This is a genomic window from Streptomyces sp. NPDC043896, assembly GCF_056435605.1.
Map to the genome: position 1 here is coordinate 439,527 of NZ_JBWKEE010000002.1, position 25,857 is coordinate 465,383.

Here is a 25,857-nt window from a genome sequence, read left to right on the forward strand (position 1 = left end):
CAGGCGAGGTGTCACGGAAGCATCAACTCCGCACCGAGCAGGAAGGATCAGCTCCAATGACAGAGAACGCATGGGGTTACCGTGAGACCTCCGGCCGGGCTCAGGGCGTCGACCTGAGCGGCTACAAGGTGGAGGCCGTGGACGGCGCCATCGGCAAGGTCGACAAGCACTCGGACGAAGCGGGCTCCGCCTACATCGTGGTGGACACCGGTGTGTGGATCTTCGGCAAGGAGGTCCTCCTCCCCGCCGGAACCGTCTCGCGGATCGACGTGGACGAGGAGAAGATCTACGTCGACCGGACGAAGGAGCAGATCAAGAACGCTCCCGAGTTCCACCGCGAGAAGCACCTCGGCGACGCCGGCTACCACGACGAACTGTCCTCCTACTACCGGTCGGGCGGTGCCTTCGGAGGCCGGCCCCTCTGACACCGCGCAGCGGACCGCGCACGCGAGAGCCCGTCACCCGTCCGGCCCCCGCCGTTCACCGGCGGGGGCCGGACGGGTGAGCGCCGCCGGAACGGAAGCACGTTCCGCACCCCCATGCGCCCGGAATCAGCCCTACCGCTTCACCGCGCCGACGCGCGTCACCTGACGTCGGAGCCGTTCCGGCGGAGCGTGGCGCGCGTGTCGCGGCCCGCCGGGGCGGTCCCGGGGGGAGCGGCCTTCGGCCACGTGCGCCCGTGCGCCCGCAACGGGGACGTTCCTCGCCGGGGTCGGCTGGGCAGCCGCTTGGTGCCCGGCGATCACCACTGAGGAGAGCCCCGATGACCAAGGTCCTCGTCCTGCACAGCGTCAGCATCGTGCGGTCGGCCCTCGCCGCTCTGCTGAGATGCGAGGGCGGCTTCGACGTCACCACCGCGGGCTGGCGGACCGCGGCACGCCAGGCCGAGCGCTTACGACCTGACGTGACGGTCGTCGACCTCGACTGTCCGGGCGCCTCGGCCACCCTCGGGGCCGCGGCGGCCGCCGGCGCCCGCTGCGCCGGCCCGCTCCCCGAGCCGCCGCCCCCGCTGCTGGTCCTCGCCACGCCGGGCGCGCCCGGCTCGTTGCGGCGGGGCGTCCAGGCCGAGGCCCGCGGCTACGTGGACAAGGACGGCTCGCCCGGCCGGCTGGTCCGGGCGGTCCGCAAGGTCGCCGCCGGGGAGCGGTTCGTCGACGCCTCCCTGGCCTCCGCCCTCCTGGACGCCGACGCCGTGCCGCTGAGCCCGCGCGAACTGAGCGTCCTGGCCCGGGCCGCGGAAGGCGACTCGATCGCGGAGATCGCCCACGCCCTGCACCTCGCCAGCGGCACGGTACGCAACTACATGGCCGCCGCCACCCGCAAGACCGGAGCCCGCAACCGGATAGACGCCATCCGGATTTCGCGGAAGGCCGGCTGGGTCTGAGACCCCGGGCCGCGACGCCGCCCGCACCGCCCGAACCACCCACACCACCCACACCACCCGGACCACCGGCGTCACCCGTGCCGTTCGCGCCCCCCGGCCGCCCGGAACGGGAGCGTTCACCCCCGCGCGCTCCACGCTCCCACGAGTTCCCGGTACAGGCGCGACCTGGCCGGGAGGTCCGCATGCGTGCCGTGGACCGCCCGGGTCCCGTCGAGTACGAGGACCCGGCCGGCCCGGACCGCGGAGGAGATCCGGTGGGCCACGACGACCAGGGTGGTGCCCGGGCGGCGGGCGAGGGCCAGTTCGGCGCGTTCCTCGGCCCGCGGATCGAGGTGGCAGGTGGCCTCGTCGAGCAGCAGCAGCGGTGCCGGGGAGAGGTAGGCGGCCGCCAGGGCCAGCTGCTGGCGCTCGCCCTCGGACAGCGCGGACGGGTCGACGGGCGCGTCCGGGCCCCCCAGCCGGTCCACGAGCCCGGACACCCCGAGGGCGGCCACGGCCTGCTCCAGCCGTTCCCCCGGCACGGGCCCGGGGCACAGGTGGCCGAGGTTCTCGCGGACGGTGCCGGTGAAGACGTACGCCTGCTGCGGCAGCAGGGCCCGGCGGGGGTCGGGCCCCCGGACGGGACGCAGGCCCGCCGGGGCGCCCGCCAGCAGCACGGTGCCCCGGTCGGGCGGGAGCACCCCCGCCAGCAGCGCGGTCAGGGTGGACTTGCCGATGCCGCTCGGCCCGACGACCGCGAGGTGCTCCCCCTCGCGCAGGACGAGGTCGAGGCCGTCGACGACCGGCTCGGCGCGGGGCCCGTACGCGAAGCGCACCCGGCGCAGCTCGGCCGCGGGCACGGCCCCCCGGGACGGGGCGGCCGGCCCGGGGGGCGGCCCGGGGACCGGACCTGGCCCGGGGGCCGAACCTGGCCCGGGGACCGGACCCGGACCCGGCACCGGAGCCGGGAGCGGATCGGGGAGCGGCGGGCACGGCCGCGGATCCGGAGCGGTGACCCGCGCCGGCTCCGGCGGGCAGAAGCGGTCCAGGACCACCAGGAGCCTCGTCCCGGCGGCCCCCAGGGCGCCCATGAGGGAGTCGAGCGCGGGCAGCAGCGACTGGGCCAGGTAGGTCAGCGCGGCGGCCAGGGCGCCCGCGCTCAGCCCGCGCCCGATCAGCCAGGGCGCCCCCAGCAGCAGCGCGACGACGGGCAGCCGGCCCGCCACCCCCAGCGCCACCGTGCGCAGCGCGGCCCAGCGGGAGAGCAGCCGGGCCAGCCGCTCCTGATCGGCGATCAGCACCTCCAGGCGGCGGCCCGCCTCCGCCCCGCCCCCGCAGGCGACCACGTCCCGCAGCCCCGCCGCGAGTTCGCCGGCCCGCCCGGCCAGCGCCTCGTCGGTGTCCAGGGCCCGGCGTTGCGTCCGCGCCATGGGACCCAGGGTCAGCAGGAAGGCGGCCGTCCCCAGCAGCAGGGGCGGCAGCACGAACAGGAGCAGCACCGGGGCCAGCGCGGCCAGCCCGGCCAGCGCGCCCGCCGCCGTGAAGACGAAGGACCGGGCGACGAGGACCAGCCCGGCGAAGGAGTCCCGGGCCATCTCGGTCTGCTGGGTGAGCCGGGAGACGGCCCCCGTGTGGGCGGCCCGCGCCGGATCGGCGACGGCCCGCTCCAGCGACTGGCGCACGGCCCGGCGGACCAGACCGTCCCGCAGCGGTTCGACGAGGTCCGCGAGCCCGGCGAAGACCCCCCGCAGGGCGAGCCCGCCGAGGAGGGCGCCCGCCCCGGCCGCCGCGAGCCAGGCGAGGCCGGTGCCGGGCCGGGCGGCGAGGAAGCCGTCGTCGAGGGCGCGGGCCAGCGCGTACCCGCCGAGGAAGGTGTGGGCGGATTCCAGCAGGGACCACAGGGCGAGCACGCCCAGCGTCCGGATGCGGCGGCGCAGGAACCGCCGCCCCTCCGCGCCGACCCGCCGCCAGGCGCCGTACTCGCTCACGGACCCGCCTCCCCGCCCGCCCCGCGCGCGGCCTCCCGGCCCGCACGCCGGGTGGCCGGAGCGGCCCCCGGCCCGGCGCCGCCGTCCCCGCCCGGGCCGAACACCGCGCGGTAGGCGGGGTCCCGCCACAGCGCGGCGTGCGTCCCGGTCGCCCGCACCCGGCCCTCCTCCAGCCATACGACGAGGTCCGCCCGGGCCGCGGTGGCCGCCCGGTGGGTGACGACCAGGCGGGTCCCGGCCCGCACCTCGCGGGCCAGGGCGCGCTCCACCTCGCGGGCGGTGACGGTGTCCAGGCTGGAGGTGGCGTCGTCCAGCACGAGCAGGCGGCCCGCATGGCAGAACGCCCTTGCCAGGCCCAGCCGTTGCCGCTCCCCGCCGGACATCGGGGCCTCGGCCGCCGGCGTCCGGTACCCCTCGGGCAGGCGGCGGACGAACGCGTCGGCCCCCGCCGCCCGGGCCGCGGCGCGGACGGCGTCCGGTCCCGGCTCCGGCGGTGCTCCGAAGGCGACGGCCGCGCCGACGCTCCCGCCGAACAGGGCAGGCCGGTCGAAGGCGTGGCCGACCTCCCGGCGCAGTGCCCCGGCGGTGAACTCCTCCAGCGGGATCCCGTCCAGCAGCACCTGGCCGGCGTCGCACGCGGTGAGGCGTCCGGCGACGGCGGCCAGCAGGGTCTTGCCGGAGCCGGAGCGGCCCACCACCGCGGCCGTGGTGCCGCCCGGGACCCGCAGGTCGATGCCGTCCAGGACGGTCCGGCCCGCCCGCTCGACGCGGACGCCGCGCAGCTCCAGCGTGCCGGGGCCCCCGGGGGCGTGTTCCCGGTCCCCCTGGGGGAGTTCGGGCAGGTCGAGGAGGGCCGCGGTGCGGCGGGCGGCGGCCCTGCCGCGCACGACCGCGGCCAGCGCGGCCGTGACCGCTCCGGCGCCGGCCGCGAGGCCCGCGTAGCGGACGGCGGCGAGCAGCCCGCCGACGCCGAGGGCCCCGTCGGCGAGCCGGAGGCCGCCCACGCCGAGGACCACGCAGAGGAGGAGGGGCATCAGGGCGCTGGTGCGGGCGACGGTCGCCCCGTAGATCCGCCACGTCCGCCGCCCCTCGCGGCCCAGTTCGGGAAGGTGCGCGAGGACCCGCGCCGCCTCGCGTTCCGCGGTGCCGGCGGCGGCGATGGTGCGGGCCCCGGCCAGGGCTTCGGCGAGGCGCCCGGCGAGGGCGAGCTGCACCTGCTGGTAGCGGCCGACGCTGGCGCCCGAGGTGCGGGCGAAGGTCCTCAACAGCACGGCCAGTACGGGCAGTCCGGCGAGGAAGGCCAGGGCGGTCCAGACGTCGACGAGGCACAGGGCGACGAGTCCGCCGAGCGGGGGCACCAAGGCCGTCGCGCCGGTGGCGACGGCCGCCGGGACGGTTCCGGCGGCCGTGGCGTGCGCCGTGAGCCGGGCCGAGACCTCGCCGGGGGAGTGGCGGGCCGCGTGGTGCGGGGCGGTGCGCAGCAGGGCTGCGAGTCCGCGCCGGCGCAGCCAGGCGGCGGAGCGGGCGTCGACGCCGCCGGTGAGGCGTACGGTCGCGGCGTCCAGCAGTACCTCGGCGACGGCCAGCGCCGCGCAGTACAGGGCCCACCGGGAGGCCGACGGGTCGCGGCGCAGCAGCAGGTCGAGGCAGTGGCCGAGTACGGCGGGCTCGGCGAGGGCCGCGCAGGAGGCGGCGAGCGAGCAGCCGAGGACGGCGGCGGTGCGGCCCGCGCTGTGCCGCGCGGCCGCCTTCAGCGCCCGGTCGGCGGTGCGGGTGGCCGCCGCCTCGCCGGGGCCGTCGGTCTGGGTCATCGGCGGCGGCTCCTCTCGCGCCCACGGGCCCCAGGGCGGGGGACCGGGCCCCTGATCCGCCGGACACCCCCTGGGTGCGGGCCCGGGCGGGGTGCCGCCCGGGCCCGGAAGGGACCTGATCAGTTACAGGTGGTGATGCTCAGGCTGCTGTCGCCGCAGAGGAGCAGGCTGGCGCGGCTGCCGCCCCCGGTCAGGTGCGCCGCCTCGGTGGCCTCTTCCTCGGGGGTCTCCATCGACTGCAGGTCGAGAAGGGTCATGGCTGATTCCTCTCATTCGCCGGTGTGTTGCGATGGGTCACGGCCCCCCGGTGGGGGACCGGCTCTGGGGCCGCCGCCGTGTGCGGCGGCGGGAGGAACGGCAGGTGCGTGCGCCCGCCGGTGGCGGCACTGCCGAGGGCGAGGAGCACGCCTGCCGTGCCGGTGGAAAGGTCCATGGACAGGCGCATCAACTGCTCGCCGGGGAAGGCCAGGTGCCCTTCGTACGGGAGTGCGTGCCGGGCCAGGGCCTCGATCTGCCGGGCGACGTCCGCCGGGTGCGTCCCGGGGCCGCCGGTGGTGGTCCGGGACAGGTGGAGGATCATGCCCGCGGCCCCGCGGAAGAGGCCGGGCTGGGCGTAGAAGGTCGCCTGGCACGCCTGGACGATCCGGGTGCGGGCCTTCTCGAAGCGGTCGTCGGCCGCTCCGGCCGGCCAGTCGTCGAGCACCATGCCGATGCCGACGCTCCCGGCGCCGAGGTAGGGCATGGTGCGCCGCCCCTCGTCCACCTGGAGGGTGCCGAAGGCGCTGGTGACGCAGCGGTCCAGGTCCCGGTGGAGGAAACGCCCGGCGCGGGCCAGGAGTTCGGGGTCGCCGGTGCGCTCGTACAGGCGCAGGTGGAGCAGGGCGATACCGCTGTGCCCGTGGAGCAGGCCCGCCCGTTTCAGCCCGGCGGCCGCCCCGGAGGCCAGGTCCGCGCAGCGCAGCGCGGCGGCGTGCAGGGCGCTCTCGCCGGTGGCGGTGCCCAGGGAGTCCAGGGCGAGTCCGATGCCGGCGAGGCCGCCGTGGAGGTCGGGCCCGGCCGATTGCCAGGGCTGGCCGAGCAGGCGGTCCACGAGGGCGGCGGCGCGGTCGGTGTGGCCGAGCCGGTGGTGGGTCCAGGCCAGTCCGGCGAGGCCGTCGTAGAACCCGAGCGGGGTGCCGGAGGCCGGGTCGCGCGTACGGGCGAGCAGCCACTCCTCGGCCTCGGGCCAGGGCCCGGCCCCGGTTTCGGCGAGGGCGTACAGGACACCGGCGGCGCCGTGCCCGAAGGCGGCCCCGCCGCCGGCGGTGGAGAACTGGGCCGGGTCCCCGGGGAAGAGCCGGTCCTCGCGGCCGGGGGTGGCGGTGGCGCGGAGGGCCGCCGTCAGGGAGGCGCGGGCGGCCGGCCAGTCGCCGGGGTCGGCGGGCAGGTAGGGCCGGTCCGGCGCGGGCCCGGAGCGGGGTGCGGACCGGCACCGGCCGGCGTCGGCCGGGGGGTCGCCGAGGATCTCGCGGACCGCCTCGTCGAGGAAGGGCCGGGGCACGGGGAACTGCTCCGCCGCGATGTCCGCGAGGTGCGCCGCCTTCGCCCGGTCCATCACGAGCAGGCTGGTCAGCGGCAGGAACAGGGCCAGGCGCAGGCAGGCCAGGGCGTAGCGGTCGACGGCGAACCCGCGCCGGTCGGGCGGTGCGACGTAGGCCGGGTTGGCGACGGTCTGGCGGAGGTTCTCGTCGACGTGGGCGGCGGCCTCGAAGTCGAGCAGGGAGACGGAGGGTTCGCCCGTGGCAGGGTCCTCCGCGACCATGATGTTGAAGAGGTGGAGGTCGTTGAAGACGATGCCGCGGGAGTGCACGGCTTCGACGGCTTCCGTGACCCGGGCGTGGATCTTCAGTGCCCAGTCGGTGTAGGCGGCGAGCTCCCGCGTGTCGGGGTCGGCCTCGATCAGGGGGTGCCGGCGGGCGAAGTAGGTGTTGAGGGGTTTGCCGTCGAGGTACTGGAGCGCCAGGAAGTGGTGGTCCCCGACGGTGAAGGCGCCGCGGACGGCGGGTACGCAGTCCAGCCCGTCCAGCCGCTCCAGGGCCCGCCGCTCCCGGTGCAGCCGGGTCACCGCGTCCGCCCCGTCGGCGGCGAGCCCGGCGTGGGGGCGGCCCTCCTTGAGGACGACCCGCTCGCCCGTCCGGGTGTCCCGCGCCGCGTAGACCCCGCCGCCGTTGGAGAAGTGCAGGGCCCCTTCCACGGTGTAGGGCACGTCTTCGAGGGTGACGGCGGAGCGCCGGTCCAGGTGGGGCCGCAGGAAGCCGGGGGTCTCGACCCAGGAGGGCGGCTGGAACACCGGCCCCCGCGCGTCCGGTACGAGGCGCCCGTCGGGTGCCTCGACCGCCGGGACCAGCTCGCCGTCGCCGTCGTAGCAGTGCCGCAGGGTGAAGCTGCCGTAGCGCAGGTGGACGGGGCCGTCGTTCCAGCGCAGGTCGCTGAGGACGTACGGGCCGCGCCGGCCGGCCAGCAGGGCGTCGAGGTCCTCGGCGACGCGCCGGCAGGCGTCCTCGTCGGCGGGGTAGACGGTGAGGAACTTCCCGCTCGCCGAGCGGTCCGCGTACTTGGCGTTGCGCAGGTGCAGCAGGTACCGGCTGGGGACGAACTTGAAGGCGATGCGCCGCTCCACGCAGTGGGCGTGGACCGCGGCGAGGACGTCCTCGGCGTCGTCGAGGCAGGCCGAGACGTGGATCTTCCAGCCCTGCGCGGGCAGCCGCAGGCGGAGCGGGCGCAGGGCGAGCCAGTCGCCGCTGCGGTGCGAGGTCCACCCCTCGGGTACGGGGGCCAGGGCCTGAGGGAAGCTTTCGCCGGCGCGCAGGTACGGCGCGTCGTAGAACCAGCGGTCGGCGTCGCAGAAGGCCGCGTGCCCCTTGTTCACACCTGCTCCCTCGGTCGGTGACGCGGTCCAAGGTGACACGCCGCCAGGAGGGCGCGACAGTCTCGTTTGTCACCACCCCGGCATGCGGTACGCACGGGTCACCGGACTCCGCCCGGACCCCGCCCGGCCCGGCACCGCATCGTTCCGGTCAGCCTGGAGGGGGCGGGCGGTGCCCCGGACGGGACCCTCGCGCGGGGTGTGCGGGCCGCGACCCGGTGGGACCCGCGCGAGGCGACATGATCCGATATTCGAACTCACTGTCCGTAATTCGATCGTCGATGTGCGAGGGTCCTTCAGGTCTGGCAGTGTCGGCCCAAGTTGAGCGCCGCATGAAAGATGTTGCGCATTCAAATCCTTGGAATCGAAAGCGAGTGTTCTCGTGCGTCACCGCTTAGCCGTAGTCTCCGCCGCCGCCCTCCTCTGCCTCGCCGGCGCCACGGGCGTCGCCGGGGCCCAGCCCGCGAGCCCGCACGGTCCGTCCGCCGTGGTCCTCACCATCACCCAGGGCGCCGACGCCGCCACCGGCACCGTCCAGCGGGCGGCCGTCCTCAGCTGCGCCTACACCGCGGAGGGGACGCACCCCGACCCCCGCGCCGCGTGCGACGCCCTGAACGCCACCGGCGGCGACTTCGACGACCTGGTGTCCGCCCCGGACCCGGAGCGCTCCTGCCCCAGGCACTACGCCCCCGTCACCGTCACGGCGGACGGCGTCTGGAACGGCGCCCGCATGGCCTGGTCCCACACCTTCCCCAACCCGTGCGAGATGTCCGCGACCCTGAACGGCAACGCGCTCTACGCGTTCTGACGGGCCCCCGGCGCAGCCCCGGGGCCGGCGGACGCGCGTACGGGCCCCCGCCCACGGGGCGGGGGCCCGTACCGAAGGCCTGCGGGCGGCCGTCGTCAGTCCAGCCAAGGCCGCCAGACGTCCTCGTTGCGCTCGACCCACCGCCGCGCCGCCTGCCGGGGCGACAGCTTCTCCTCGGCGATCATCAGGGCCACCTCGTTCTGCTCCGCCGTCGTCCAGTGGAACTTCCGGAGGAAGGAGGCGGCCCGGCCCCCGGACTCGGCGAAGCGCGTGTTCAGGTACTTCTGCAGCGGCGTGTGCGGATAGGCACACGCCACCTCCTCCGGGTCGTCGGCGCAGCCCTCGGTGTACTCGGGAAGCTTCACCTCGGTCATCGGGACCCGCTCGAAGAGCCACTGCGGCTTGTACCAGTACGTCAGGAAGGGCTTGCGCTCCTTCGCGAACTGCTTGATCTGGGTGATCTGGGCCGCCTCGGAGCCGGCGAAGACCACCTCGAAGTCGAGGCCCAGGTTCTTCACCAGCGCCTTGTCGTTCGTGACGTACGACGGGGAGCCGTCCATCAGCTGCCCCTTGCCCCGGCTCTCCGCCGTGCGCAGCAGGCCGGCGTACTTGTCGAGGTTCTTCCAGTCGGTGACGTCCGGATGGGCCTCCGCGAAGTAGGTGGGGACGAACCAGCCGATGTGGCCCGTCACGCCCAGGTCACCACCGCGGGTGATCGTCTTCTTGCCCTCGACGTACCGCTCCTCCTGCTCCGGGTGGCCCCAGTCCTCCAGGATCGCGTCGACCCGCCCCTGGCTGAGGGCGTCCCACGCGGGGACCTCGTCCACCTGCACGGTGTCCACGCGGTAGCCCAGCTCGTGTTCGAGGAGGTGGGCGGCCACGGCGGTGTTCGCCTGGGCGCCCACCCAGGACTGGACGGAGAGGGTGACCGTCCTCGCGTCCTGCGCGGCGGCGTACGGAGAGGCCTGCCGGGTCATGTCGGCCGCTCCGCAGCCGGTCAGTACGGCGAGCCCGGTGAGGGCGGCGAGCAGGGCGGTGCCGCGGCGACCGCGTCCGCGCCGCCCGGACGCGAGCTCGCAGGTGCGCTCGGACATCTCAGGCCTCCTTCACGGGCTGGGTGACACGGTCGAGCAGCAGGCCGAGGCACACGATCGCGGCACCGGCCACCAGACCGGTCGCCAGGTCTCCCTGCGCCAGGCCGAGGACGACGTCGTACCCGAGCGCGCCCCCGCCGACCAGGCCGCCGATGATGACGACGGCCAGCACCAGGACCACCGCCTGGTTGACGGCCAGCAGCAACGCCGGCCGGGCGAGCGGAAGCCGGACCTGCCGCAGCAGCTGCCACCGGGTCGCGCCCAGCGAACGGGCCGATTCCACCGCCGCCGGGTCCACCTCGCGCAGCCCCTGCACGGTGATCCGGACGACGGCCGGCACCGCGTACACGACCGCGGCGGCCGCGGCAGGTGCCCGCCCCACCCCGAACAGCGCCACCACGGGGATGAGGTAGACGAACTGCGGCAGCGTCTGGCAGACGTCCAGCACCGGCCGCAGCAGCCGCTGCGCACGGGCGCTGCCGGCGGCGGCCACCGCGACGGCGGAACCGAGCCCGAGCGTGACGGCCACGGCGGCGACGACCTGGGAGAGCGTGTCCAGCGAGGCCTCCCACACGCCGAGCACGCCGACCGCGGCGAGGGCCAGGACGGCCGTCAGCGCGGTGCGCCGGGTGCCCACGAGCAGGGCGAGCGCCCCGGCCAGCAGCAGGAGCAGCCACCACGGCGCGGCCTGCAGGCCACCGCGCAGCGGATCGAGGACCCAGCCGGTGAACCGGGCCGCCCAGTCGGCCGTGCCCCCGACGACGGGCACCCCGGAGTACAGGTGGGCGGTCGTCCAGGCGACCGCCGCGTTCACCGGCTCGGCGATGGACACCGTCCAGGACTCCGGCCACCGCGAGGTGCCCGCGATCCGGCCCGCCACACCGACGGCCACCGCCACCAGGACGGTGAGCAGCCATCCGTACCAGCCGTTGAACACCCGGAGCAGGCGCTGCCGCGCACCGAGCGCGGGGGAGTCGTCCGCGCCGGTCCTGCGCCCCGCCGCGTCCGCCGTGCGGTCGAGCACCACGGCCAGCAGCACGATGGGGATGCCGGCGGCCAGGGCGGCGCCGACGTCGACGGACGCGAGCGCCTGGTAGACGCGGTCGCCGAGGCCGCCCGCGCCGATCACGGAGGCGATCACGGCCATCGACAGGCCGGTCATCACGGACTGGTTGACGCCGAGCAGGATCTGCCGGCGCGCCAGCGGCAGCCGGGCGGTCAGCAGCCGCTGGCGCCCGGTGGCGCCGAGCGACGCGGCGGCCTCCAGCACCCCCGCGTCGGCCCCGCGCAGACCGAGCGCCGTCAGGCGTGCCATCGGCGGGGCGGCGTACACCACCGTGGCCAGCACGGCGGCGGGCACGCCGATCCCGAAGACCAGCACCATCGGCAGCAGGTAGGCGAACGCCGGGAGGATCTGCATGGTGTCCAGCAGGGGACGCAGGACCCGGCCGGCGCGCGCGGAGAGACCGCCGGCCAGTCCCAGGAGCCCGCCGACGGCGACGGCCGCCGCGACGGCCACGACCATCAGCGCGAGCGTCTGCATGGCCGGCACCCACATGCCGAGCAGCCCGCACGCGGCGAAGGCGGCGGCACTGGTCAGCGCGAGCCGCATGCCCGCGAGCCGCCAGGCCACCAGCGCGGCCAGCGCGGTCACCCCGGTCCAGCCCGCGGCGAGCAGCACCACGTAGACGGCCCGGACGGACACGACCACGGCATTGCTGACGTGCCCGAAGAAGTAGAGGAACAGCGGGTGGCTGTCCCGGTGGTCGATGATCCAGTCGCCGGCCCGGCCGAGCGGACCCGACAGGTCCACGGTCAGGGCCGAGGGCCAGCCGCCGGACGCGGGGAAGGCCACGGCGAGCGGCACCAGCACGGCGGCGGCGACGGCCAGGGGCAGCAGCGGACCGCGCCGCAGGAACCCGCCGGCCGTGCGCCGCCGCCCGGCCGCGGCGTGCGCGGCCGTCCCGGTCGCGGCTGCTCCGGCCGCGGCCTTCGTGTGCCGGCCGGCGGTGGGCCCCGCTGCCCCGGGCCGGCCGGGCGACTGCGGGCCGCCCGGCCGGGAGGGCTCGCGGGCGGGGGCGGTGGCCGCGGTCATCGGCCCCACCCCCCGGCGCGGGGAACGAGGACGGGGACGGCGGGCCGGGCGGCACGGCCCGGGCCGTCGGGGCGGCGCGGTTCACGGGTCCTTCTCATGCCGCCTCCTCCCGCCCGGCGGCGGCCGGCATCCCGGCCACCACCCTCAGCAGCGCGGCCTCGTCGACCACGCCCAGGCACCGGCCCCCGTCGACGACCCGGACCGGGCCGCCGCTGCGCACGACGGCCTCGATGGCGTCGGCCACCGTGGCGGCCGGGGCCAGCGCCGGGCCCTGCCCGGCCGCGTCACCGGCGGCGGGACGCATCGCGCTGCGCACGGTCAGCACCTGCTCGCGCGGGACGTCGCGCACGAAGTCCCGTACGTAGTCGTCGGCGGGCGAGCCGACGATCTCCTCGGGCGTGCCGAGCTGCACGATGCGGCCGTCCCGCATCAGCGCGATGCGGTCGCCCAGGCGCAGCGCCTCGGCGAGGTCGTGGGTGATGAAGACCATGGTGCGGCCCTCCTCGTGGTGGAGCCGGGCGACCTCGTCCTGCATCTCGCGCCGGATCAGCGGGTCGAGCGCGCTGAACGGCTCGTCGAACAGGAGTACTTCGGGGTCGGCGGCCAGTGCCCGGGCGAGCCCGACGCGCTGCTGCTGGCCGCCCGACAGCTGTCCGGGACGACGCTCCTCCAGCCCCGCGAGGCCGACCTTCCCGACCATTTCGGCGGCCTTGCGGCGGCGCTCGGCCCGGCCGACGCCCTGGATCTCCAGGCCGTAGGCGACGTTGTCCAGGACGCTGCGGTGGGGCAGCAGCCCGAAGTGCTGGAAGACCATCGCGGCCCGGTGGCGGCGCAGTTCGCGCAGCCGGCCGGCGTCCATCGCGAGGACGTCCTCGCCGTCGAGGGCCAGGGTCCCGGCCGTGGGCTCGATCAGCCGTGTCAGGCAGCGTACGAGGGTGGACTTGCCCGAGCCGGACAGGCCCATCACCACGAACACCTCGCCCTTGCGGACGTCGAACGTGACGTCGCGGACGGCCGCCGTGCAGCCGGTGCGCTCGCGCAGTTCGGCCGCCGGCAGCCCCGCGTGCTCCGAGCCGGGCACCTTCGCGGCCGCGCCCTTGGGGCCGAACACCTTCCAGAGGCCCTCGACGGAGAACACGGGGGCGGCCGAGCCGGCGCGAGCGGCGGGGCCGGCGGGAGTGGCGGGGCCGGAGGTGGTGGCGGGGGCGGTGCTCATCGGGCACCGCCTTCCGCGGCCGGCTGCTCGGCGGCCAGCAGTTCGGCGGCCTTCTCGCCCACCATCAGGACGCCGATCATCGGGTTCACCGCGGTCATCGTCGGGAAGACGGACGCGTCCGCGATCCGGACGCCGTCGAGGCCGCGCACCCGGAGGTCCGGCCCCACGACGGCGCCGGGGTCGTCGGCGGCGCCCATCCGGCAGGTGCCCGCCGGGTGGTAGACGGTGTGGGCGACGGAGCGGGCGTACGCGCTCAGCGCCTCGTCGCCGGTGATCTCGGGTCCGGGACACACCTCCCGCTTGAGCCAGCCCGCCAGCGGCTCGGTCGCGGCGATCTCGCGGGCCAGCCTGATGCCGTCGACGAGGGTACGGGCGTCGTAGTCCTCCTCGTCCGTGAAGTACCGGAAGTCCAGGGCCGGTTTGACCTCGGGGTCCGCGCTGGTCAGGTAGAGGCGGCCGCGGCTGCGGGGCTTGGGGATGTTCGGGGTCATCGACACCCCGTGCGCGGGCCGTTCGTAGCCGACGCGCTCCGGGTTGTCGGTGAAGGGCACCTGGTAGAAGTGGAACATCAGGTCGGGGCCCTGGGACCGCGGGTCGCGCCGCACGAACAGTCCGGCGTCGCTGTCCATCGCCGAGTTCTCGGGGATCGGCCCGTCCGTCTCCCAGACGATCACCGACTCCGGGTGGTCGAGCAGGTTCTCGCCCACCCCGGGCAGATCGTGCGCCGAGGGGATGCCGAGGGCCTCCAGGTCGGCACGTGGGCCGATGCCGGAGTGCAGCAGCAGCCGCGGGGTGTCGACGGCGCCCGCGCAGACGACCACCTCCCGGCGCGCGGTGATCAGGGACCGGGTGCCGTCCTGCGCCCGGACGTGCACCCCGCGCACCCGCGCACCGTCGAGGTCGAGGCGGTACGCCCAGGTCTCCAGGTGGAGGCGGAGGTTGGGGCGCTCGTCCATCACGGGGTGCAGGTACGCCACCGAGGCGGAGGAACGCTTGTTGTCCTCCGGGTGGTAGGCGAGGTCGAAGAAGCCGGCGCCCTCGTGGAAGGGCTTGCGGTTGAAGCCCTCGACGAGCGGGACGCCCAGGGCCTCCCGGGCGGAGTCGACGAAGTCGCGGGCGATGGCGTTGCGGTCCTTGGCGGCCACCGGGACGATGTTGTTGAGGAGCCTGCCGAAGTACGGCTCCATGGCGGCGGCGTGCCAGCCCTCGGCCCCCGCCTCCGACCACTCGTCCCAGTCGGACGGCAGCGGCTTGAACGCGATGAGCGTGTTGTGCGAGGAACAGCCGCCGAGGACGCGGGCGCGGCTGTGCCGGATGTGGGAGTTGCCGCGCGGCTGCTCGGTGGTGGGGTAGTCGTAGTCGAGTTCGCCGCCCAGCAGGCCCGTCCAGCGGCGCAGGGTCAGGACGTCGGGCCGGCCGACGTCGCTGGGGCCGCCCTCGATCACGGCGACGGTGACCGAGGGGTCCTCGGTCAGCCGGGAGGCGATGACGGAGCCGGCGGTTCCGCCACCGACGACGACATAGTCGTAGTCGTACTCCCGCACGCCGCCGCTCTTGGCCGTGCCCGGGTCCGTGGTCGTGCTCGGATCGGTGTTGATGGTTCTCCTCCTCCGTCAGCCCGCGAACCAGCGCACGGGGCGCGGAGCGAGGTTCTGGTACACGTGCTTGGTCTCGCGGTACTCGGCGAGGCCCGCCGGCCCCAGCTCACGGCCGGTGCCGGACCGTCCGAACCCGCCCCACTCCGCCTGCGGCAGGTAGGGGTGGAAGTCGTTGATCCAGACGGTGCCGTGGCGCATCCGGCCCGCGACCCGGCGGGCGCGGCCCGGGTCGCAGGTCCACACCGCGCCGGCGAGCCCGTACTCGGTGTCGTTGGCGAGTCCGACGGCCTCGTCCTCCGTGGAGAAGGTCTCCACGGTCAGCACCGGCCCGAAGACCTCCTCCCGCACGACGCGCATCCCCCGGTGGCAGCCGTCCAGGACGGTCGGCCGGTAGAAGTAGCCGGGCCCCTCCGGCCGGGTACCGCCGGAGCGCAGCACCGCGCCCTCGGCGAGGGCGGAGTCCACGTACTCCTGCGTCCGCGCGAGCTGGGCGGCGGAGACCAGGGGCCCGCACTCGACGCCCGGGTCGGTGCCGCGGCCGAGGCGGATCCGGTCGGCCCGGCGGGCGAGTTCGGCGACGAAGCGCTGGGCCACGCGGTCCTCGACGATGAGCCGGGATCCGGCCGAGCAGACCTGGCCGCTGTGCATGAAGGCGGCGTTGAGGGCCTGGTCGACGGCGGTGTCGAAGCCTTCCGCGGTGGCGCAGGCGTCGGCGAAGACCACGTTCGGGTTGTTGCCGCCGAGTTCGAGGGCGACCTTCTTGACGGAGTCCGCCGCCGCCCGCATGACCTTCCTGCCGCTGGCGAGGCCGCCGGTGAAGGAGACGAGGTCGACATCGGGGTGGGCGGACAGCCGGGCGCCGACGGGGTCGCCGGGGCCGGTGACCAGATTGGCGACCCCGTCCGGCAGGCCGGCCTCGGCCAGCAGGTGGACGAGCTCCACCGTGGACAGCGGGGTGATCTCGCTCGGTTTGAGGACGAAGGTGTTGCCCGCGGCGAGGGCCGGGGCGACCTTCCAGCCGGCCTGGAGCAGCGGGTAGTTCCACGGGGTGATCAGGGCGCAGACGCCGACCGGTTCATGGACCACGACGCTGTGGACGTCGGGCGATCCGGCGTCGACCACGCGTCCGGCGCTCTCCGCCGAGACCAGGTCGGCGAAGTAGCGGAAGGCCTCGCTGACGCAGTCCACGTCCACGCGCCCCTCTTCCAGGGTCTTGCCCGCGTCCCGGCTCTCCAGCAGCGCGAGGCACTCGCGGTTGCGCTGGAGCAGGTCGGCGGTGCGGCGCAGCAGGGCGGCGCGCTCCGCCACCGGGGTACGGGGCCACCGGCCGCCGTCGAAGGCGGCCCGGGCGGAGGCGACCGCGGCGTCGGTGTCCGTGGCGCCGCCCTCGGCGACGAGCGCGAGGACGGTCCCGTCCGCCGGGTCCAGGACCTCACGCGTGGCCCCCGAGGCCGCGGACCGCCAGGTCCCGGCGATGTGGATGGTTCTCTGCTCCGACACGACGCGCTGTACCTCCGCTTCCGGCACCGCGGCTCACCCGCGGTGCGTGCTGCTTCGGCGCGCTTGCCCTGCGGCCCGGCCCACATGCCCCATCCGTCACGGGAAGTGACGGGAGTCACGCCACGTGAGCGCGCCTTCGGAAGAGGGGGCGGCCTGCGGAGGAGGGGGCGCCGGTCGGTCCGCGTCGCCCTCGTGCGGGCGCCCGCGGCGGGTCCGGCGGCCCCGGCGGATCAGGTCCACGCGGACCACGACCGCCGGCCCGCCGTCCGGCCCGGTCCGCCGCATCGCCGCGCCCGGCGGTACCCGGCTCGTCCTGCTCCGTCGTGTTCGGGTGGAAAATCCCGTCCGGGGCGAAAGGTCAAGTCCGCCGAACCGGCCATCCGGGCTCTGGCGGGGAGCGGCGGCCGCCGGGCTTCCGGTTCGGCACAGGGGCTCCGTACGCGCTCGATCATCGCGGGAACGGGGCGGCTCCGCTCCTCCCGGCGTCGCTCGGGAGGGCGGGAAGCAGTCTCGGCCAGTCTCCCCGGCGCCCCTTGCGCCCACGCCGAGGAGCCGTGGTGAACTGGTCGGGCCTCAACCGATCAGGTGCCCGAGCGCACTGCGGGGCGGGCCAGGGGTGAACGGCACCCCCTTCTCAGCGCACCGCCGGGTGCGCGGCGGCCGGCGTGCGTGCGCGCCCCGAGTGGCCACCGGGCAGTGTCCGCCCGGGCCCGCTCGTTCCCCTTCCCCTCCTCCTTCTCCTTCCGTCTCTTCGCCCCTCGCCACGAAGCCCGAAGTCCGAAGTCCGAAGCCCGAACCCCGAATGGAGTGATCGTGCACCACGGCACCGACATGCCCGGAGCGCACTACGAGGCGGTGGCCGTCACCGGCGGCGCCGGATTCGTCGGACGGCACCTCGTCACGGCCCTCAGCCTCCTGTCCCGGAAGGTCACCGTCGTCGACCACGCCCCCCTTCCCCCCGACCTCGCGGCCCTGCCCGGCGTCTCCTACGTCCGTGCCGACCTGCGGGACTACGGGGAGACGTTACTGGCGCTGCAGAGCGCCGACGCCGTGTTCCACCTTGCCGGCAACGCCAGCGGCACCGAGTCGGTGGCCAACCCCCGCCACGACTTCCACCTCAACGCCCTCGGGACGTGCAACGTCGGCAACGCCTGCCTGGAACTGGGCGTCCGCCGCCTCGTCTACCTCTCCTCCGCCATCGTCTACGGGACCCCGCTGCACAGCCCCATCCGGGAGGACCACCCCACGCAGCCGTTCCTGCCGTACGGGGCCTCCAAGCTGTCCGGGGAGCTGACCCTGCGCAGCCTGCACGCGACGGCCGGACTCCCCGTCGTCATCGGCCGGTCCTTCGTGGTCTACGGCCCCGGCGAGGACCCGCGCCGGGCCGGCGGCGAAGTCTCGCAGTTCATGCGCTGGCACCTCAACGAGCAGCCCATCCCGGTGGTCGGAGACATCGACCGCAAGCGCCGCGACTTCATCCACGTCGAGGACCTGTGCCGGGCCATGATGACCCTGGCCGGCCTCGGCGCCGACGGCGAGGTCTACAACCTGGGCACCGGCACCGCCGTCTCGATGCGCGAGCTGGCCGAGGCGGTGGGCGCGGCGACCGGGCGCCCCGCGCTGCTGGACGCCGACGCGTCCAGCCTGGCGGACAGCTTCACCCTTCTCGCCGACGTCACCCGTCTCGAAGGGCTGGGCTTCGCCCCGCGCGTCAGCCTGGCCGAGGGCCTGGCCGGTCTCGCCGACCTGCTCGGCCCCTTCCCCGAAATCCCCTCCGCCAAGGCCGTGTTCCGCCGAGAACCCCCCGCCCGCCGCAGGGTCACGCTGACCGCAGCGGTCGGTGCCGCGGCCGGGTCCGTCACCGCCGAGGAGGCCAGGACGTGCTAGCCGTCGACGGAGGTTCCCCGCTGCTGCCCGAGAACGCGGTGGCCCCCTGGCCGCTCATCGTCGACGCCGACCGCAAGGCCGTGCTCGACGCGCTGGAGGAAGCCACCCCCTGGCACTGGCCCATGCGTACGGTCGCCGAACTGGAGGCCGCCTGGGCCGAGTTCACCGGCATGCCCTACGTCCTCGCCGCCAACTCCGGTACGGCGGCCCTGCACATGGCGATCGCGGCCGCCGGAGTGGAGCCCGGCGACGAGGTGCTGGTGCCGGCCGACACCTTCCTGGCCTCGGCCTCCTGCGTGCTCCAGGCCAACGCGATCCCGGTGTTCGTGGACACCGATCCCGCGACGTTCAACATCGACCCGGCCCGGATCGAGGAACGGATCACCGACCGGACCCGCGCCGTCGTCGCCGTGGACCTCAACGGCCTGCCCGCCGACCACGACGCCCTCCGCGCCATCACGGACCGGCACGGCCTCGTCCTCATCGAGGACGCCTCCCAGGCCCACGGCGCCGAATACCGGGGCCGCCCGGTCGGATCCCTCGGCACGCTCAGCGGTGCCAGCCTCAACGGGTCCAAGACCCTCTCCGCCCTCGGCGAGGGCGGCCTGTTCGCGACCCGTGACGAGGAGCAGCACCGGCTGGCCCGCCGGGTGCTGATGTTCGGCGAGGAACTCCCGGGCCAGAGCCGCGACTACAACGCCCGCATCATGGGCTGGAACTACCGCATCGACGTCCTCGCCGCCGCGTTCGCCCGCTCCCAGCTCACCCGCCTGCCGGAGATGTCCCTCGTCCGGCAGGCCAACGGCGCGGCGCTCACCGAGGCCCTCGCCGGAATCCCCGGCATCCGCACGCCGGCCGTGCCCGAGGACCGCACGCACGTCTACTTCTTCTATACGCTGCTCGTCATGCCCGAGGACCTCGGACTCGACGGGCTTCCCGTCGCCGCCTTCCGCGACGCCCTCGCCCGGGCGGTGAACGCGGAAGGCCTGAAGATCATGCGCTGGCAGCCGCAGCCCGTTCCCGGGCAGACCCTGTTCCGGGAGCTGCGCGGCTACGGCCGCGGATGCCCCTGGAGCTGCGGCCACGCCCGCCCCGGGCACCACTACGATCCGGCGCAGTACCCCGTGAGCGAGGAGATATGCCTGCGCCGCCTGGTGCTGGGGCAGAGCTTCAGCTCCTTCGGCCCGCCCAACGACGTCCGGACGATGCGCCGCTACGCCGAGGTCCTGCACAAGGTCCTGGTCGAGGAGCGGGAGGCGCTGATCGCCCTGACCCGGCGGACGGCCGGCGCGGCACGCTGAGACGGTACGGCCGGACCCGCCGCCGGGGCGCGCGGGCCGGACCGGGTACGACCGGGGTACGAACGACAAGGGGACGGACGTAGATGCGCGACGAGCCCGAGACCGCGGGCGGGATTGCGGCACCCACCGCCGGAGGGCGGACCCGGAGCCCACGGACGATGCGGGTGGCCGTCTGCGCCGTCTTCTTCGTCACCGGGGCCGCCTTCGCCACCTGGGCGGCCCGGGTGCCAGCCGTCCAGAGCCGGCTGGACCTGTCAGCCGGCGAACTGGCCGTGGCCCTCGTCGGCCTGAGCGGCGGCGCCTTCCTCGGGCTGCCGGTGGTGGGCGGGCTCGTGGCCCGGTTCGGCAGCCGCAGGGTCCTGTGCGCCGGCATGGCCGCCTACCTGGGCGCCCTCGCGAGCCTGCCCCTCGTACCGGACCTCGCGGTGCTCACGGCGGCGCTGGCCGTGTTCGCGTGCGGCAACACGGCCGTCGACGTCGCGATGAACACCCAGGGCGTCCTGGTCGAACGCGCCTACGGCCGGCCCGTCCTCGGCGGCTTCCACGCCATGTTCAGCCTCGGGGGCATCGCCGGCGCCACGGCGGGGGGCCTGGCGGCCTCCGCCGGGATCGGCATCCGGGCGCACTTCACGGTGACGGCCCTGGTCCTGCTGGTCGTGGCGGGGGCGGCGGCCACGGCCCTGGCCCCCGAACCGCCCCCGGACGGGCACCGGACCCGGGCCGTTCCCCTGCTGGCCCTGCCCGGGCCGGGCCTCTGGATCCCCGGACTGGTGGCGTTCTGCGCGCTGATGGGGGAGGGGGTCGTCAACGACTGGGGCGCGGTCTACCTGAAGGAGGAGACCGGCGCCTCGGCCGGAGCCGCGGGCCTGGGGTACGCCGTCTTCTCCGTCGGCATGGTCGTCGGCCGGCTCTCCGCCGACCGGATGCGCGCCGGACTGGGAACGGTCCGCTTCACGCTCCTGTGCGCCGGCGTGGCGGGAACCGGGGCCCTCATCCCGATCCTCAGCGCGACGACGACGGCCGGCTTCGTCGGCTACACGCTGCTGGGCCTCGGCATGGCCGCCGTCATCCCCCTCGTCTTCGCCCACGCGGCCGCCCTGCGCCCCGACCACACGGGCTCCTCCCTCGCGGCCGTGTCGGCGGTGGGCTACGTGGGCTTCCTCGCGGGCCCTCCGGTCATCGGAGCGCTGGCGGAGGCGACGACCCTGCGGTGGGCGATGCTGGTGCTGCCCGCCCTGATGGCGGTGATGGCGGCCCTGGCCCCGCGCCTGCGCCGTCCCTGACCCCTCCGGAGCGGGACGTGACGCGTTCAGCCGGATCATCTGCCCCGCCTTCCGCGCCGCATGGCCCGCAGAGAGGGACACCCCGGCGCGGGCAGCCGCTTCGCGCGGTGCTCTGCGAGGAAGTCGTCGGGGTCGACGGGGCGGCCGTTGGCGGGCGGCATGCTCCGCGCGGCCGGCGGGGTGGAAGAGGAGGAGCACCCCGCCGGGGGCGGTGACGCGGCCCCATTCGCGGCGACAAGGCGCGCCCGCCCACCGGACGCGCGGGGCCCCGGGCGCGCCGCCGTGCGGACCGCCGGTGAGGCGGCCCGCACGGACCGAAGGGCGCTCTGGCCCGTCAGCAGTCGTCGCCGTATCCACCGCCCCAGTCGTCATCGTCGTCGTACCAGCCGTGGCCGTGCCCGTGACCGTCGTCGTCCCATCCGCCGCCGCTCACGTACGCGACCGGGTGGGCGGGCGTCGCCGCGGAGGCCGTACCCGCCGCTCCGAGGGCGGCGCCGCCGGCCATCAGGACGCCGATCGCGGATGCCGCGAAGAGCCGCTTCATTCTCAGTGCTCGCATGGTTCCAGAACCCTTCTCGTCACTGCGCCGCTCACGCGGCGCCAAGCGGTTTCTGCCTCCTTTCGCCCACAGCACGGAGGTGTTCCCTGTTCCGGTAAACGTGTGGAGGGCGTGTCCGCCGTCAACGCGGCCGTTCGAGCCGCGGACCGTCGGGCTGGACCGCACATTCCCCGAGACGATTTCATCACCGCAGGTGAAAGACCTTTCTTCGCGGTGGCAGCCGTCCTCAGCCCATGCTAGTCACCTACCTGTGAGTCGTCATTTCGGCGGCGCGGAACGGAAAGGGGTGTGCTGCCGTGGAACGCACGACCTGCTGCGTGGTGGGAGGCGGGCCCGCCGGCATGGTGCTGGGGCTGCTGCTGGCGCGAGCCGGGGTCGAGGTGACGGTGCTGGAGAAGCACGGGGACTTCCTGCGCGACTTCCGCGGCGACACCGTGCACCCCTCGACCCTGTCGCTCCTGGACGAGATCGGCCTCGCCGAGCGCTTCGCCCGGCTGCCGCAGCGCCGGGTGACCTCCGTACGGCTGCCCGTCGGCCCGGACCGCTCCCTGGTCACGGTCGGCAACATCGGGGCGCTGCACGGGAAGTACAACTACATCGCGATGGTGCCCCAGTGGGACCTGCTCGACCTGCTCGCCGACGAAGCGCGCAAGGAGCCCTCCTTCCGGCTCCGCATGCACACCGGGGCGACCTCCTTCCTCATGGAGCGCGGACGCGTGGGCGGCGTCCGCTACCGCACCGCCGACGGCCGCACCGGCGAGCTGCGCGCCACCCTCACCGTGGCCTGCGACGGCCGGAGTTCACTGGCCAGGGAGCTGCCCGAACTCGGCCTGGAGGGCTTCCCCTGCCCCATGGACGCCTGGTGGTTCCGCCTGCCGCGCCGCGCCGACGACCCCACCGGGCTCGTCGGAGGCCTCGGCGACCGTTTCTTCACCGCGCTCATCGACCGCGGCGACTACTGGCAGTGCGCGGCGCTCATCCCCAAGGGCACGGACGCCGAGCGCCGCGCCGAAGGGCTGGAGCGCTTCATGACCCGCTTCACGGACGCCGCGCCGTGGCTGGCCGACCGGGCCGGCTCCGTCACCTCCTGGGACGAGGTCAAACTGCTCGACGTACGGCTCGACCGGCTCCGCCGCTGGCACCGCCCCGGGCTGCTGTGCATCGGCGACGCCGCCCACGCGATGTCGCCGGTCTTCGGCATCGGCATCAACCTCGCCGTCCAGGACGCGGTGGCCGCCGCCCGCCACCTGGTGCGCCCGCTGCGCGAGGGCACCGTGGGCCTGCACGACGTACGCCGCGTGCAACTGCGCCGCTGGCCCACCACGGTGGCGACGCAGGGCCTCCAGCGCCTGGCCCACACCCAGGTCATCGAACCCCTGCTGGCCGGCCGCACCGCCTTCGGTGACCCCCGGCGCGCGCAGCGCCTCACGGAACTCGTCACGGACTCCCGCTGGCTGAACCGCGTCCCGGCCTACTTCATCGGCTACGGAGCCCTCCGCGAGCGCCCCCCGAAGGAGTCCCTGCGCTGACCGCTCCGGGTACGGCGGGCCCCCGGCGGCCGTACCCGGAGGGCGGGCTATCCGGCGGCGCGCAGGCGGGCGGCGGCGGCCTCGGCCTCCCGTACGACGCGCTCCGTGTCGACGTCGACCAGCCGGCCGCCGAATTTCAGCGCCCGCCCGTCCACGAACACGGCGTCGACGTTCTCGGGGCGGCCGTTGAAGACGAGCTGGCCCACCCAGTCGAAGCGCGGTGCGAAGTTCAGGGCGGCCGGGTCGACGACCACGAGGTCGGCCCGCTTGCCGGGGGTCAGGGAACCCACCCGGTCCGCGATCCCGAGGGCCTCGGCGCCGCCCAGCGTGGCCATCCGCAGGACGTCGTGGACCTGCGGGAAGACCCCGGCCTCGGCCGTGCGGGCGCGTTGCAGCCCGACGGCCGTCTTCATGAGCGCGTGGAAGTCGGAGGTGTCGTTGGTCCCGCCGTCCAGACCGAGCCCGACCTTGACGCCCCTGCGGCCGAGGTCGGACAGCCGCATGATGCCCGAGGCCAGCCGCATGTTGCTGAGCGGGCAGTGGGCCACGCGCACGTCGTGGTCGGCGAGGGCGGAGATCTCCGCGTCCGTCAGGTGCACCGCGTGGTTGATCAGGAGCCGCGGACCCAGCGCGCCGATGTCGGAGAGGACGCCGAGGGGGTCGTCGGCGCGCTGCTCGGGACGCTCCAGCACATGGGAGTTGAGCATGACCCCCAGCTCCCGGGCCGTCTCCCAGTGGGCGCGGTTGTGGGCTTCGGCGGCCCGTGCCGCGTGCGTGGCGACCTGGAAGGAGGCGAGCGGCACCGGGTCGACGAGCTCCTTCTTCACCTTGGCCACCAGCGCCCCGTCGGGCGCCGGCGGGAACATGGCGTACGTGAACCGCAGTCCGGTCCCGGCCAGGGCCCGCACGTAGCTCGCGACGAGGTCGTACGAGAAGATGTCCACCCAGTCCACCAGGGTGGTCACGCCCGACTGCACGGCGTCCAGCGCGGCCAGCCGGACGAAGCTGTGGAGGGCCGCGGGCGTCAGACGGCCGCGCTGGGGGTCGGTACAGCCCTTGAACCAGCCGAACAGGTCCCGGTCGGTACACCCGCCCCGGATCACCGCCTGCCAGAGGTGGTTGTGGGTGTCGACGAATCCCGGCATGACCAGCTTGCCCGAAGCCTCCACCACCCAGGTGCCGGCCGGCGGCCGTAAGCCCGGACCCACCGCGGCCACGGCGCCGTCGCGCATCAGGACGTCGGCGTTCTCGAAGGCACCGAGGGGGCCTTCGCCGAGGGCGGGGTCCATGGTGAGTACCAGGGAGGCTCCGCGGAGCAGCACCGTCCGTACGCCCGGCGCGGGCGGCCCGGACGGGAGGTCGCGGTGCGCGGTGCGGGGGGTGGCGCCGAGGACGAGCGGAGCGGCGGCGGCCAGGCCGAGGCCGGCGAGGAGGCCGCGGCGGCTGGGGGCCGGCGGCGGGGCGGGGAAGGACTGCATGGCGTGGTACCTCCCGAGGGCTCAGAACGGAAGGCCCGCCCGGGGGCGACGCGGAGGAGGAGACGGGGCGCCGTACCGGGGCGGGGAGACTGACCGGAGCATTCCCAGCGGACGCCCGTTCGATAGGCGTCAGCGGAAAACTCTTTCCGTTCCGGTCGGATACCGGTCATGCCGCAGCCGGCGTACCGTCACCTCGCCTGACCGGACGGCCTCCCGCCGCGCCTCGGACCGGGCGGCGGCCCCGGTCACTAGCCTGACCCCATGACACCCCCCGCCCACCCCGCCCCGGACCGGTACACCGTCGTCCTCCGCCCCGGTCCGCCCGGCGTCCAGGACGCCAAGGGCCACGACGCCGTCCTGCGCACCGCCCGGGTCCGCGCCACCGGTGCCACCGGCGTCTCCGGATACCCGCGCTACGAGGGGGAGGGGGTCCAGGCGGAGATCGACCCCGAGAGCCGGGCCGTCGAGGCCGTCACCGTCGACGGCGAGGAGCTCCCGTACGGCTGGATCGCCCAGCTGGCCGACGACGCCTGATCCACCACCAGCCCCCGCATGGCAAGAGCCCCGCCGTCCCGGGTGTGCGGGACGGCGGGGCTCTGCGGTGGTGGTGCCAGGGCCTGTCGCCAGGTCAGTTGACGGCCGGCGCGGGCCGGGCGGTCGTGGCCCCGGTGCCGGCGGGGTCGGTGCGGTGGCTGAGGAGACGCTCCGCGAGGACGCCGAAGACGATCGCGAACGCGGCCCACAGCACGGCCTGGACGGCGATGGAGGCCACGCGGAACTCCCAGAGCAGGGCGGCCGGGAAGTCCGGCTTGGCCGCGTCGGTGTTGGCGGGGAGGACCAGGAAGGCGACGGCGGTGGCGACGACGAAGCCGGCCCCGGCGGCGAGGGTGGCGTTCCAGTTGCCCAGACGGGGGGCCAGGCGCCGCCCGAGGATGATCGCGCCGACGCCGAGGAGGACGCTCAGGAGGATCATCAGGAAGAACAGGGTGGTGCGCTGGCCGATGGTGTCGGGATTGCCCACGGCCGGCGGGGTGGCCGGGTACTTCAGGAACGGCACCAGGTAGACGGTGGTGAAGGCCCCGGCGGCCGTGAGGGCCGCGGTGGCACGCGGGCCGAAGCGGCCGGCGCGGCCCAGGAGGAAGGCGAACGCGAGGGAGGCGATGCCGCCCAGGGCGACGCCGTAGACCAGGACACCGGTGGCGAGACCGAGGGTGGACTGGACGGGCCGGCTGACGAGTTCCTCTTCCTCGGCCCCCTCGGCGGCGGCGTCGCCGTGACCGGAGTGGGCGGCGGAGTGGGCGGCCGCGGCCTCTTCCACGGCGATGGAGCCGCGGACGGGAGGCTCACCGACGACGTAGGCGACGGCGAAGGCGAACAGGCCTGCGATCAGGCCCGCGAGCATGCCGCGGACCAGGAGACCCCTGACGGTGGAGGCGTACATG

General features: G+C 75.3%; 20 protein-coding genes. 8 read left to right on the plus strand and 12 right to left on the minus strand.

The features are described from left to right. Nucleotides 1-56 precede the first annotated feature (56 nt). Both AC069X_RS04655 and AC069X_RS04660 read left to right on the plus strand, forming a co-directional pair. Nucleotides 57-425 (plus strand): PRC-barrel domain-containing protein, encoded by a 369-nt coding sequence (locus tag AC069X_RS04655; RefSeq protein WP_478725034.1) that lies wholly within the window; start codon nucleotides 57-59, stop codon nucleotides 423-425. 338 nt (nucleotides 426-763) lie between these two features. After that, nucleotides 764-1,384 carry a response regulator transcription factor gene (locus AC069X_RS04660; RefSeq protein WP_478725036.1) on the plus strand — a complete coding sequence of 207 codons (621 nt, stop codon included), beginning with the start codon at nucleotides 764-766 and terminating at the stop codon, nucleotides 1,382-1,384. A 116-nt stretch (nucleotides 1,385-1,500) separates the two neighbouring features. Here the strand turns inward: AC069X_RS04660 and AC069X_RS04665 are convergent, their stop codons facing one another. The 4 genes from AC069X_RS04665 to lanKC all read right to left on the minus strand — a co-directional run bounded on the left by AC069X_RS04665 (nucleotide 1,501) and on the right by lanKC (nucleotide 8,070). Beyond that, complete coding sequence (locus AC069X_RS04665; RefSeq protein WP_478725038.1) at nucleotides 1,501-3,351, minus strand: ATP-binding cassette domain-containing protein; 1,851 nt, start codon at nucleotides 3,349-3,351, stop codon at nucleotides 1,501-1,503. Then, nucleotides 3,348-5,162 carry an ATP-binding cassette domain-containing protein gene (locus AC069X_RS04670; protein ID WP_478725040.1) on the minus strand — a complete coding sequence of 605 codons (1,815 nt, stop codon included), beginning with the start codon at nucleotides 5,160-5,162 and terminating at the stop codon, nucleotides 3,348-3,350. The genes AC069X_RS04665 and AC069X_RS04670 overlap by 4 nt, the downstream gene beginning before the upstream one ends. A 119-nt stretch (nucleotides 5,163-5,281) precedes the next feature. Continuing rightward, nucleotides 5,282-5,419 (minus strand): SapB/AmfS family lanthipeptide, encoded by a 138-nt coding sequence (locus AC069X_RS04675; protein WP_478725042.1) that lies wholly within the window; start codon nucleotides 5,417-5,419, stop codon nucleotides 5,282-5,284. After that, complete coding sequence (gene lanKC, locus AC069X_RS04680) at nucleotides 5,416-8,070, minus strand: class III lanthionine synthetase LanKC (RefSeq protein ID WP_478725044.1); 2,655 nt, start codon at nucleotides 8,068-8,070, stop codon at nucleotides 5,416-5,418. The genes AC069X_RS04675 and lanKC overlap by 4 nt, the downstream gene beginning before the upstream one ends. A gap of 379 nt (nucleotides 8,071-8,449) precedes the next feature. On the opposite strand from lanKC, the gene AC069X_RS04685 reads away from it, so the two are divergent. Beyond that, complete coding sequence (locus AC069X_RS04685) at nucleotides 8,450-8,875, plus strand: subtilase-type protease inhibitor (protein ID WP_478725045.1); 426 nt, start codon at nucleotides 8,450-8,452, stop codon at nucleotides 8,873-8,875. A 95-nt stretch (nucleotides 8,876-8,970) separates the two neighbouring features. On the opposite strand, the gene AC069X_RS04690 is transcribed toward AC069X_RS04685, so the two are convergent. The 5 genes from AC069X_RS04690 to AC069X_RS04710 all read right to left on the minus strand — a co-directional run bounded on the left by AC069X_RS04690 (nucleotide 8,971) and on the right by AC069X_RS04710 (nucleotide 16,378). Further along, nucleotides 8,971-9,969 (minus strand): ABC transporter substrate-binding protein, encoded by a 999-nt coding sequence (locus AC069X_RS04690; protein ID WP_478725046.1) that lies wholly within the window; start codon nucleotides 9,967-9,969, stop codon nucleotides 8,971-8,973. A 1-nt stretch (nucleotide 9,970) separates the two neighbouring features. Next, nucleotides 9,971-12,064 carry an ABC transporter permease subunit gene (locus tag AC069X_RS04695; RefSeq protein WP_478725048.1) on the minus strand — a complete coding sequence of 698 codons (2,094 nt, stop codon included), beginning with the start codon at nucleotides 12,062-12,064 and terminating at the stop codon, nucleotides 9,971-9,973. A 94-nt stretch (nucleotides 12,065-12,158) separates the two neighbouring features. Further along, complete coding sequence (locus AC069X_RS04700; protein ID WP_478725050.1) at nucleotides 12,159-13,280, minus strand: quaternary amine ABC transporter ATP-binding protein; 1,122 nt, start codon at nucleotides 13,278-13,280, stop codon at nucleotides 12,159-12,161. Next, nucleotides 13,277-14,824 carry a GMC family oxidoreductase gene (locus AC069X_RS04705; RefSeq protein WP_478725052.1) on the minus strand — a complete coding sequence of 516 codons (1,548 nt, stop codon included), beginning with the start codon at nucleotides 14,822-14,824 and terminating at the stop codon, nucleotides 13,277-13,279. Before AC069X_RS04705 ends, AC069X_RS04700 begins: the two co-directional genes overlap by 4 nt. A gap of 69 nt (nucleotides 14,825-14,893) precedes the next feature. Next, nucleotides 14,894-16,378, minus strand: coding sequence for an aldehyde dehydrogenase family protein (locus AC069X_RS04710; protein WP_478725054.1), 1,485 nt, complete (start codon nucleotides 16,376-16,378; stop codon nucleotides 14,894-14,896). 813 nt (nucleotides 16,379-17,191) lie between these two features. Here AC069X_RS04710 and AC069X_RS04715 point away from each other — a divergent pair. From AC069X_RS04715 to AC069X_RS04725, 3 genes are all read left to right on the plus strand, one after another. Next, nucleotides 17,192-18,265, plus strand: coding sequence for an NAD-dependent epimerase/dehydratase family protein (locus AC069X_RS04715; RefSeq protein ID WP_478725056.1), 1,074 nt, complete (start codon nucleotides 17,192-17,194; stop codon nucleotides 18,263-18,265). Continuing rightward, entirely contained in the window at nucleotides 18,259-19,566 is a 1,308-nt protein-coding gene (locus AC069X_RS04720; RefSeq protein WP_478725058.1) for a DegT/DnrJ/EryC1/StrS family aminotransferase, read from the plus strand. The genes AC069X_RS04715 and AC069X_RS04720 overlap by 7 nt, the downstream gene beginning before the upstream one ends. Before the next feature lie 83 nt (nucleotides 19,567-19,649). After that, nucleotides 19,650-20,849 carry an MFS transporter gene (locus AC069X_RS04725; RefSeq protein ID WP_478725060.1) on the plus strand — a complete coding sequence of 400 codons (1,200 nt, stop codon included), beginning with the start codon at nucleotides 19,650-19,652 and terminating at the stop codon, nucleotides 20,847-20,849. A gap of 334 nt (nucleotides 20,850-21,183) precedes the next feature. Here the strand turns inward: AC069X_RS04725 and AC069X_RS04730 are convergent, their stop codons facing one another. After that, a complete protein-coding gene (locus tag AC069X_RS04730) occupies nucleotides 21,184-21,408 on the minus strand; it encodes a hypothetical protein (protein WP_478725062.1) in 225 nt (74 codons plus the stop codon). Between the two features lie 296 nt (nucleotides 21,409-21,704). On the opposite strand from AC069X_RS04730, the gene AC069X_RS04735 reads away from it, so the two are divergent. After that, nucleotides 21,705-22,937, plus strand: coding sequence for an FAD-dependent oxidoreductase (locus tag AC069X_RS04735; RefSeq protein ID WP_478725064.1), 1,233 nt, complete (start codon nucleotides 21,705-21,707; stop codon nucleotides 22,935-22,937). Nucleotides 22,938-22,984: 47 nt separating this feature from the next. On the opposite strand, the gene AC069X_RS04740 is transcribed toward AC069X_RS04735, so the two are convergent. Then, a complete protein-coding gene (locus AC069X_RS04740) occupies nucleotides 22,985-24,415 on the minus strand; it encodes an amidohydrolase family protein (RefSeq protein WP_478725065.1) in 1,431 nt (476 codons plus the stop codon). 261 nt (nucleotides 24,416-24,676) lie between these two features. On the opposite strand from AC069X_RS04740, the gene AC069X_RS04745 reads away from it, so the two are divergent. Beyond that, the gene (locus AC069X_RS04745) at nucleotides 24,677-24,949 is read left to right on the plus strand and encodes a hypothetical protein (RefSeq protein ID WP_478725067.1); all 273 of its coding nucleotides are present in this window, start codon (nucleotides 24,677-24,679) and stop codon (nucleotides 24,947-24,949) included. 94 nt (nucleotides 24,950-25,043) lie between these two features. On the opposite strand, the gene AC069X_RS04750 is transcribed toward AC069X_RS04745, so the two are convergent. Continuing rightward, nucleotides 25,044-25,856, minus strand: a complete 813-nt coding sequence (locus AC069X_RS04750; protein WP_478725069.1) for a CbtA family protein — start codon at nucleotides 25,854-25,856, stop codon at nucleotides 25,044-25,046. Nucleotide 25,857 lies beyond the last annotated feature (1 nt).

Excerpts from the sequence above, each read along its gene's own strand:
- AC069X_RS04655 (WP_478725034.1), top strand. The coding sequence starts at position 57 with ATGACAGAGAACGCATGGGGTTACCGTGAGACCTCCGGCCGGGCTCAG.
- AC069X_RS04660 (WP_478725036.1), top strand. The coding sequence starts at position 764 with ATGACCAAGGTCCTCGTCCTGCACAGCGTCAGCATCGTGCGGTCGGCC.
- AC069X_RS04670 (WP_478725040.1), bottom strand. The coding sequence starts at position 5,162 with ATGACCCAGACCGACGGCCCCGGCGAGGCGGCGGCCACCCGCACCGCC.
- AC069X_RS04675 (WP_478725042.1), bottom strand. The coding sequence starts at position 5,419 with ATGACCCTTCTCGACCTGCAGTCGATGGAGACCCCCGAGGAAGAGGCC.
- AC069X_RS04690 (WP_478725046.1), bottom strand. The coding sequence starts at position 9,969 with ATGTCCGAGCGCACCTGCGAGCTCGCGTCCGGGCGGCGCGGACGCGGT.
- AC069X_RS04695 (WP_478725048.1), bottom strand. The coding sequence starts at position 12,064 with ATGACCGCGGCCACCGCCCCCGCCCGCGAGCCCTCCCGGCCGGGCGGC.
- AC069X_RS04700 (WP_478725050.1), bottom strand. The coding sequence starts at position 13,280 with ATGAGCACCGCCCCCGCCACCACCTCCGGCCCCGCCACTCCCGCCGGC.
- AC069X_RS04725 (WP_478725060.1), top strand. The coding sequence starts at position 19,650 with ATGCGCGACGAGCCCGAGACCGCGGGCGGGATTGCGGCACCCACCGCC.
- AC069X_RS04730 (WP_478725062.1), bottom strand. The coding sequence starts at position 21,408 with ATGCGAGCACTGAGAATGAAGCGGCTCTTCGCGGCATCCGCGATCGGC.
- AC069X_RS04740 (WP_478725065.1), bottom strand. The coding sequence starts at position 24,415 with ATGCAGTCCTTCCCCGCCCCGCCGCCGGCCCCCAGCCGCCGCGGCCTC.
- AC069X_RS04745 (WP_478725067.1), top strand. The coding sequence starts at position 24,677 with ATGACACCCCCCGCCCACCCCGCCCCGGACCGGTACACCGTCGTCCTC.
- AC069X_RS04750 (WP_478725069.1), bottom strand. The coding sequence starts at position 25,856 with ATGTACGCCTCCACCGTCAGGGGTCTCCTGGTCCGCGGCATGCTCGCG.